Here is an 8,335-nt window from a genome sequence, read left to right as displayed (position 1 = left end):
ACCTTATATTTTTATATCCGTGAAAACTACAAAGTGTATGAAAATCCATTTGTCAAATGAATTTAGTGCGGAAGGAGGTTTGTGGTTACTTCATAGGGTATAATAATCAGTTTTTTACTGATAAAAATATAGGAGGCGACATAATGTTTCGTACGATTTCAAATTTCATGAGAGTAGCTGAGATAAGAAGGAAAATCCTTTTTACACTAGCGATGTTAATCGTTTTTCGAATTGGCACGTTTATTCCAGTTCCTCATACTAACGCAGAGGTATTAAAAGTACAAGATCAAGCTAACGTTCTAGGTATGTTAAACGTATTTGGCGGAGGAGCATTGCAACACTTCTCAATCTTTGCTGTAGGTATTACACCATATATTACAGCTTCCATCATAGTACAGTTACTACAAATGGATGTTATACCTAAATTTTCGGAATGGGCAAAGCAAGGAGAAATGGGCCGTAAGAAATCAGCTCAATTCACTCGATACTTTACAATCATTCTCGCATTCATACAGGCCATCGGAATGTCTTATGGCTTTAATAATATAGCAGGTGGACAATTAATAACAGATCAAAGCTGGACTACATACTTATTTATTGCGACAGTTTTAACTGCAGGTACTGCATTTTTACTTTGGTTAGGCGAACAAATTACCGCTAACGGAGTTGGTAATGGTATTTCGATGATTATCTTCGCAGGTCTCGTTGCCGCCATTCCAAATGTTGCAAATCAAATTTATTTACAACAATTCCAAAATGCTGGCGATCAGCTATTTATGCACATAATAAAAATTGTTTTAATTGGACTCGTAATTTTAGCGATAGTTGTTGGTGTTATTTACATTCAACAAGCTGTACGTAAAATACCGATCCAATATGCAAAAGCTGTTTCAGGAAACAATCAATATCAAGGAGCAAAAAACACTCATTTACCGCTTAAAGTAAATAGTGCTGGTGTTATACCAGTTATCTTTGCTTCTGCATTTTTAATGACGCCGCGTACAATTGCGCAGCTCTTCCCTGATTCAAGCGTATCAAAATGGTTAGTTGCAAATCTTGATTTCGCACATCCAATTGGAATGACACTTTATGTCGGTCTTATCGTTGCTTTCACATACTTCTACGCATTTATTCAAGTAAATCCTGAACAAATGGCTGAGAATTTGAAAAAGCAAAATGGATATGTTCCTGGTATTCGTCCTGGTAAAGCAACTGAACAATATGTAACTAAAATTCTATACCGTTTAACATTTATCGGTGCAATTTTCTTAGGTGCTATTTCTATATTACCGCTCGTATTCACGAAAATTGCTACGTTACCACCTTCTGCTCAAATTGGTGGTACAAGCTTACTTATCATTGTCGGTGTAGCACTAGAAACTATGAAGACGTTAGAAAGCCAGCTTGTAAAACGTCATTATAAAGGCTTTATTAAAAAAGTGAATTAATTATCAAAAACACAGTTGGTTATTTTTCCAACTGTGTTTTTGATTTTATCAGTCCTGTAATATACAGGGCTATTGCTTTATTAAACTACATCTCCTTCTCTAATAACCGCCCTTTTTTGAAATAAGTCCGTAGTGTTGAACGATTGGCCAAAAATATACCAATCAATATAAGACAAGCCCCCATTCCCATTGTAGGATTTAAAGGTTCTCCTAAAATGATATATCCCACAATTATTGCAATTAATGGTGATACATATAACCACGTCGATGGAAATACTGGATTTGTTTTTGATAAGAGCCAGTAATATAATCCGTGTCCACCAATCGATCCGATAAATATGAGATATAAAATAGGCCATTGCACACTCCATGAAGTTAATACGGTTACATTTGGTTGTTCTACAATAATAGATGCGATTAGTAGTAAAATCCCTCCATAAAACATTTGAATACCGTTAATAAGAAATGGTGATACATTTGATAAATCTGACAGTATTTCTTTCGAACGAATAGAGCCTATTCCGTAAAATAACTCCCCTATAACTAACACAATACAAGCAATACTCCATATGAAACTTACTTGTTGATGCATTCCTGGTAAAGAAACAAATATAACACCTGCTAGTGCAATAACTAAAGCAACGAGTTGTTCCTTTTGTAATTTCTCCCTATTCCTCTTTGCTTGTATTAATAAAATCATCATTGGTCCCGTAGCAGAAAGAACAGCAGCTAATCCCGAAGAAATATATTGTTCTGACCAATATAAACTTGCGAATGTCATAAATGTTAAACAAAATCCAGCATACATAATGTGTTTTGAAAATATATGTGGCATAATTTCTTTTCGCTTTAATTTAAAAATAATCATAAGGATTATGCCCGCTAAAAAGAAGCGAATTCCTGCTGAAAACAACGGTGGCGCCCCTGCTTCAATTCCAATTTTTATCGTTAAAAATGTTGTCCCGAAAATAATACATACTAAAATGTAATTAAAAATGACCATTTTGCTTCCTCCTTTTTACTCTTAGAATGAGTATAGAGGCTATGGTGTATAACAGTGTATCGGTACATATAACAGTTACTTCAAGTTGTAGTTGATTCCCTATATATTTTTCGCTTTAATTAAGTTAAAAAGAAAAATAGGTGAACCTATGAAAATTGTATTGCGTAAAGAAACAAACATACCGTATTACAAGCAAATATATATGCAAATTGTTGACAGAATACAAAGTGGTATGCTTTCACATGGTGAATCTCTTCCTTCTTTACGTTGTATGGCCACAGATTTACAAATCAATGTATTAACAGTTCGTAAAGCGTATAAACAGTTAGAAACGAAAGGGTATATACGCATCGAACAAGGAAAAGGTGCTTACATATATAAACGGGTAAAGAAAGATTTCAAACCAATTCCGTATAAATGGCAACAAATGAAAACGATTAATGTTATGCGTTCTCAATATGCAATGAATAAGCACCGTAAATATTATAATTTTTCACAAGCAATTCTGTATCCTCGTCTGTTACCAAATCCATTTTTGGCAGATGAAATGCATAAATTGCTGGATAAAAATCCGATGTTGTTAGCAACTTATGGGCCAGTTCAAGGCGATTATGAATTGCGAGTTGAAATAGCAAATTACTTAAATGAACACCAGAAATTAGTGACAGACCCATCTCAATTATTAATTACAAGCGGCGCACAACAAGGAATTGATTTAATTGCTCAAACATTATTAAAACCTGGAGATATTGTATTAGTAGAAAGTCCATGTTACAGTGCTGCGCTTGATATTTTCATCAATAAAGGTGTTCAAATCATTCCCGTTTCTCTTGATAATCATGGAGTTCGCTCCGACTTAATTGATGATATTTGTCAAAGTAAAAATCCCGTTTTATTGTATACGAATCCCACCTTCCAGAATCCGACAGGTACAGTAATGAGTAAAGAACGAAGAATGGAACTTATAGAACTATCGGAGTTATATCAATTTTTTATTATTGAAGATGATTCTTTCGGAGAAATATATTTTGAGGATGCTATAATCCCGCCCCCAATCAAAAGTTTTGATAAGGATGGCCACGTAATATATATAAAAGGATTTAGTAAAACGTTAGCACCAGGACTGCGTATCGCGGCACTTATTGCCGATGGTCCTATTTTTGAATGGCTATATGCAGTAAAAGGTTCAATGGATATCGGTAGTCCTTTATTAACACAGAAGGCACTTCTACCGTTTTTACGTGCAGAACGTATGAAAAACCATTTAGAAAAATTACGTACAGCTTTACAAATGAGACGTGATTTAACAATTGATATATTATCGCCATTAAAAGAACTACACTTTGAAATACCAAATGGAGGTTTTAATTTATGGGTGACACTACCTGATTCGATAGATCCCTTTACCTTATTACAAAAAGCAAATGAAGTAGATGTCTCTTTTTTACCAGGAACAGCTTGTCTATTAAATTACGAAACAAATGATAACCAATTAAGAATTAGCTATTCAATGTTAAACGAGAAAGATATGGAAATTGGATTAGAAAAATTACACGATACAATACGAAACAGTATTTGTTAGAAGTAATATCACAATAGCTAACAATAAATAATACTCGAAAATGAAAATGTATAGTATGGGATATTATTTATTGTTGAGCTTTTTCGTTATTCTGAACAACCGGTTTTAAAACTTGTCTTTCTTTTAATTCTTCAACAATACCATATTGATCAATAACAATTGCTTTCATTTACTCTCCTCCTTGCTGTTTATTTTAATAACATACAATTATTTCTCAAAATTTTTTGCCTTGAATTAACATATAATTATTTTTGGGGGTAATTATGCAAGAAGCATTATAAAGTGAAACTTTAATCAACCCTCGCCAATCGGGCTTTTCCGGGCAGTTGGTCCCCTCCCAACTTCTTTACTTTCCCTGAATTTTAAGATGGGACTCTTACTGCCCAGCAAATAGCGGGATGAATTCCACCACGAATCTTACACACATCTTAGAATCATCCAAAATTGTTTTATTAATTAAATTCAAAAGAAATGAGGCTAACTATATGAGTGAAAAGATATTTAAAATAAACGGAATTGATATATGTACAGAAAGCTTTGGGAACCCTAAGAACCCTGCTATTTTATTAATTATGGGCGCTACATGTTCCATGGTTTATTGGGATGAAGAGTTTTGTGAGCTGTTGGCTAGTACGGGGAAGTTTGTTATTCGCTTTGATAACCGTGATGTTGGGCGCTCTGTTGCCTATGAACCTAGAACTTCCAATTACACAGTAACAGATATGGCTGAAGATGCAATTGGAGTACTAGATGCTTATCATATTGATAAAGCTCACCTATTTGGCATGTCATTAGGTGGTATGATTGCTCAAATTGCCGCTGTAAAACATCCCGAAAGAATTTTGACGCTAACTTTACTAGCGACTAGTGTAATAGGATCTGATGACAATACTCGCGATTTACCTCCAATGGATGAAAGGATTTTAACACATCATGTAAATGGCACAAGTATAGATTGGGCAAATAAAAATGATGTGGCAGAGTATTTAGTTTCAGGATCTCGTCTATTATGTGGATCAGAACGAATATTTGATGAAAATAGAGTTTATAAACAAGTAAAACAAGAAATAGAACGCGCAAACAATTTATTAAGTATGTTTAATCACGCTTTACTTCAAGGTGATGATGCATATGAAGGTGTACTTCAATCCATACAAGCACCTACATTAGTTATTCACGGAACAGACGATACAGCACTACCATTTGAACATGGCCTCGCACTAATTAATGAAATTCCAAACTCAGTACTATTAACCCTTAAAGGGGCAGGCCATGAAAACCATCCAGATGACTGGGAAAGCATAATTAATGCTGTTTCTAAACATACATCTAAAATTTAGATAAATAACTAATGGAAGGGTCACAAATTGTATTGTGCCCCTTCCATTTACAAACAAAACCCCATCACTGTATTCGTATGTATAGTGATGGGGACTTCTTATATTTTTCTATGTTTAAAAAAATGGACAATCTAATTGATCAACAGATTCCCATAATTTTTTTTTTGCATTTTCAGTGGATGTATTTGTGTCTAGTGTCATGTTTTTAAAAGGGTTTACTTCGACTTTTAATAAGGATGAAGGCTCCACATATAATGAGAAAACATGGCTGCTTGGTAAAGCTTTAGAAACGTCAATATCTCCTACTTGTTTAAATAGTTGCTGCGCAGCAAAGAAGAAGAAATTAGTTGGATTTGATTGTTTATTCAGCCACGCAAGCATTTCAGGTGATACCGATTTATGAATATTGATTTTTACTCGATCACCACGTTTATATCGCCTAGATCGCATACTTCCACCAACTAACTTATCGTTAAGTTTGTAAATCCTAACTCTTTTTGCTTATGCTCTCTATATTTTGGCGAACAAGTATAGACTAATAATCCTCGTGCATTTGTAAATAACGGATTATCTACAAAGATTACATTTTTGAGTCGTCCTTTTTGCTTTAAAATCATTTTTAAACTGTTTTTAATAATTACTGCACCCCCGCCATAAATAAACACGTATGGATCGTCTTTCATATCATCAATTTTATTTATAATATCTGTTGCAACACGCGCTGCTAAACCTAATAGCGCTGGCTGTGATTCCTCAACTAATAATGTATTTCTCGGATGCTTATCATTTAAATAAATTTGATTGAATTCTGTAATGCTATCAATCGTTTTAGTTGGATACTTCCGGTTCCATCTCGTAATGATTTGTAGTAACGTCTCTTTTACACCATAAGATAAACCTTTACTTAGTTGCGGACGGAAATTCACCCCTAATGAAACGACTTCTTCTGTCGTCCCTGCGCCAATATCAAAAGAGAGTAGAGTTTTATCTACAAAATCAATTTCAGAAACTTGATTTTGCTCACATTCTATTTTATGTTTCACAACATTTCCTTCTTCATCGTATACAATGCCCCACGTCCCAGAAGCACCCTCAGGTAGGCATTTACAATACTCAATTGAAACATTAATTGTCACATCGCGTCCGTTCGGATAATGGAAAATAACCTTATGATTTCCCATATAACGTTTTGCATTTTCAGCAGCTATTTCTTGTGTAATAAGCTGCATAGGAAGAGCGACAGATAAATCATAACGAATATTAATATGGCTAGAAGTTGGACTTTGACGCATAGCGCTTACCGCCAAACCTGATAGTATTGTAATAACCATTAACTCATCCGTTGACTTATTTGATTTCTTCTCTACCTCAGTACCTTTTAATTGATCTTGAATGACTTTTTCTCCAACGATGTATCGTACATTATTTAGCATTAACGATGGCGAACTTATAGTCACATCAATGTGGTTTTCTAATTCAGATAATGAAACATCTACCTCATCTAAGAGTCCTGTAGGCTCACCTATATATAAAGAATAAATACTCGGAATAAAAATAGGGTCTTGCCCTTTCACCATTAACTTCAAACCGTTGTTTCCTGCATCTGCACCAGCTTTTAAAAGTATAGACATAACTACCCCCTAAATTAATCTGACATCCCTTCCAAATATATGCGAGCCCATTCTTTTACATTCAAATGTATTGTAATTTTTTATTTATCATAGAACTAAAATATTACATACTTACATATTTCGTGTAAAAAGTATTTGACATGATACTTTTCCAATTTTATACTTATATTTGTAAAGAGTTTTTTACAATCGAGGGGGCAATTATTTATTGAATACTAAAAAAACTATTTTTATAATCATTGTTTTAGCATTAATTGCAATACTAGTACATGGCACATATAAATACATAACTGAAGGTTCTATTTTGGGCGGTACGATTTTTGCTATTTCGTTAATACTTAGTAATTTAATTAATTACATTACTTGGGGAGATCCCCACGGTGTATCAGAAGAAAGTCAAGATGAAATGGGACAACAAATTACATATAAAAGCTTTAAAATTGCATATTTTGTGCTTGTAATTGTAATGTTCCTTATATTAATCTTCTCTGAAGGATTTTCTATGGGGGCTAATTTAGATGGAGTAAAAAACCTCCCTCTGTTCATCGCAATTTGCTCTTCCTTCTTTATTTATCCTATTGTCGAACTCGTAGTTGCAAAACAATATAAATAAAAAGATGAGGTTTTCTACATGTAGAAAACCTCATCTTTTTATATTTACATACCCTCTACAATTGCTTTTAATTTGTTCACAGTCCGCCAATTCCTAACTGTAGCTGGTGTATGTAACTTCTGAAACTGGTTCATTAATTTAGAATTTCGAATGCTATTTTTGAAAAACAAATAAACGACTTTCTCATCTATATAGCAATCTTCAAGTTCACTTTTAAATATAAGCAATTGACTACTCTCTTCTTCAGAAAGTACATTCGCTAAAAAAGCAACATGAACACTTTCTCCTTCTAACAATGAATGAACTTCATACGGACATTGCTTAATAATATTTATAAATTCATCATGTGTTCTTAGCATGACTGGAACATCGAAATCAAATTCATTTTTTATTTCCGTTTGTATTCGGTCTTTTAGAAAGTTTATATCTTCCTCAGATTCGAACACGATATTACCACTTTGTATATACGTTTTCACTTGTTTTAACCCTATTGATTCAAACACTCGTTTTAACTCAGCCATTTTGATTACTTTATGTCCACCGACATTGATTCCTCTTAGTAATGCAATATAAAGTGTCATACTATTCCCCCCACAATAAAATGAACTTATCAATTGAATCGATTTCCCCACTCATATTTCTCGGATATTTGTTTTAATTCTTCTAACATATCATGAATAGATAATACCTCAAATAAAATAATATACTCACTTGAAAA

At 33.6% G+C, this 8,335-nt stretch carries 8 protein-coding genes; 4 read left to right on the top strand and 4 right to left on the bottom strand.

Annotated features, from left to right (window positions below):
- Window positions 1–143 precede the first annotated feature (143 nt).
- Window positions 144–1,448 (top strand): preprotein translocase subunit SecY, encoded by a 1,305-nt coding sequence (gene secY, locus ACQGSG_RS24005; protein ID WP_000490135.1) that lies wholly within the window; start codon window positions 144–146, stop codon window positions 1,446–1,448.
- Between the two features lie 85 nt (window positions 1,449–1,533).
- Here secY and ACQGSG_RS24000 read toward each other — a convergent pair whose 3' ends face one another.
- Entirely contained in the window at window positions 1,534–2,451 is a 918-nt protein-coding gene (locus tag ACQGSG_RS24000) for an EamA family transporter (RefSeq protein WP_325843088.1), read from the bottom strand.
- A gap of 148 nt (window positions 2,452–2,599) precedes the next feature.
- Here ACQGSG_RS24000 and ACQGSG_RS23995 point away from each other — a divergent pair, with 148 nt between their 5' ends.
- The gene (locus tag ACQGSG_RS23995; RefSeq protein WP_000706791.1) at window positions 2,600–4,033 is read left to right on the top strand and encodes a PLP-dependent aminotransferase family protein; all 1,434 of its coding nucleotides are present in this window, start codon (window positions 2,600–2,602) and stop codon (window positions 4,031–4,033) included.
- Between the two features lie 485 nt (window positions 4,034–4,518).
- On the top strand, window positions 4,519–5,373 hold the full coding sequence (locus ACQGSG_RS23990) for an alpha/beta fold hydrolase (RefSeq protein WP_001290772.1): 855 nt from the start codon (window positions 4,519–4,521) through the stop codon (window positions 5,371–5,373).
- Between the two features lie 114 nt (window positions 5,374–5,487).
- On the opposite strand, the gene ACQGSG_RS23985 is transcribed toward ACQGSG_RS23990, so the two are convergent.
- Both ACQGSG_RS23985 and ACQGSG_RS23980 read right to left on the bottom strand, forming a co-directional pair.
- Window positions 5,488–5,823, bottom strand: a complete 336-nt coding sequence (locus tag ACQGSG_RS23985; protein ID WP_001257760.1) for a hypothetical protein — start codon at window positions 5,821–5,823, stop codon at window positions 5,488–5,490.
- Window positions 5,824–5,834: 11 nt separating this feature from the next.
- Window positions 5,835–7,004: a ParM/StbA family protein gene (locus ACQGSG_RS23980; RefSeq protein WP_000025622.1), complete on the bottom strand. Its 1,170-nt coding sequence runs from the start codon at window positions 7,002–7,004 to the stop codon at window positions 5,835–5,837.
- A gap of 208 nt (window positions 7,005–7,212) precedes the next feature.
- Here ACQGSG_RS23980 and ACQGSG_RS23975 point away from each other — a divergent pair, with 208 nt between their 5' ends.
- Complete coding sequence (locus ACQGSG_RS23975; RefSeq protein WP_001093143.1) at window positions 7,213–7,617, top strand: hypothetical protein; 405 nt, start codon at window positions 7,213–7,215, stop codon at window positions 7,615–7,617.
- A 44-nt stretch (window positions 7,618–7,661) separates the two neighbouring features.
- On the opposite strand, the gene ACQGSG_RS23970 is transcribed toward ACQGSG_RS23975, so the two are convergent.
- On the bottom strand, window positions 7,662–8,198 hold the full coding sequence (locus ACQGSG_RS23970) for a DUF1697 domain-containing protein (RefSeq protein ID WP_000177395.1): 537 nt from the start codon (window positions 8,196–8,198) through the stop codon (window positions 7,662–7,664).
- Between the last annotated feature and the right edge of the window lie 137 nt (window positions 8,199–8,335).

This window comes from Bacillus sp. GMa5/1 (assembly GCF_050172015.1).
Lineage (GTDB): Bacteria > Bacillota > Bacilli > Bacillales > Bacillaceae_G > Bacillus_A > Bacillus_A cereus.
This window is presented reverse-complemented; position numbering and strand designations above follow the sequence as displayed.

Excerpts from the sequence above, each read along its gene's own strand:
- ACQGSG_RS23995 (WP_000706791.1), top strand. The coding sequence starts at position 2,600 with ATGAAAATTGTATTGCGTAAAGAAACAAACATACCGTATTACAAGCAA.
- secY (WP_000490135.1), top strand. The coding sequence starts at position 144 with ATGTTTCGTACGATTTCAAATTTCATGAGAGTAGCTGAGATAAGAAGG.
- ACQGSG_RS23980 (WP_000025622.1), bottom strand. The coding sequence starts at position 7,004 with ATGTCTATACTTTTAAAAGCTGGTGCAGATGCAGGAAACAACGGTTTG.
- ACQGSG_RS23970 (WP_000177395.1), bottom strand. The coding sequence starts at position 8,198 with ATGACACTTTATATTGCATTACTAAGAGGAATCAATGTCGGTGGACAT.
- ACQGSG_RS24000 (WP_325843088.1), bottom strand. The coding sequence starts at position 2,451 with ATGGTCATTTTTAATTACATTTTAGTATGTATTATTTTCGGGACAACA.
- ACQGSG_RS23990 (WP_001290772.1), top strand. The coding sequence starts at position 4,519 with ATGAGTGAAAAGATATTTAAAATAAACGGAATTGATATATGTACAGAA.
- ACQGSG_RS23985 (WP_001257760.1), bottom strand. The coding sequence starts at position 5,823 with ATGCGATCTAGGCGATATAAACGTGGTGATCGAGTAAAAATCAATATT.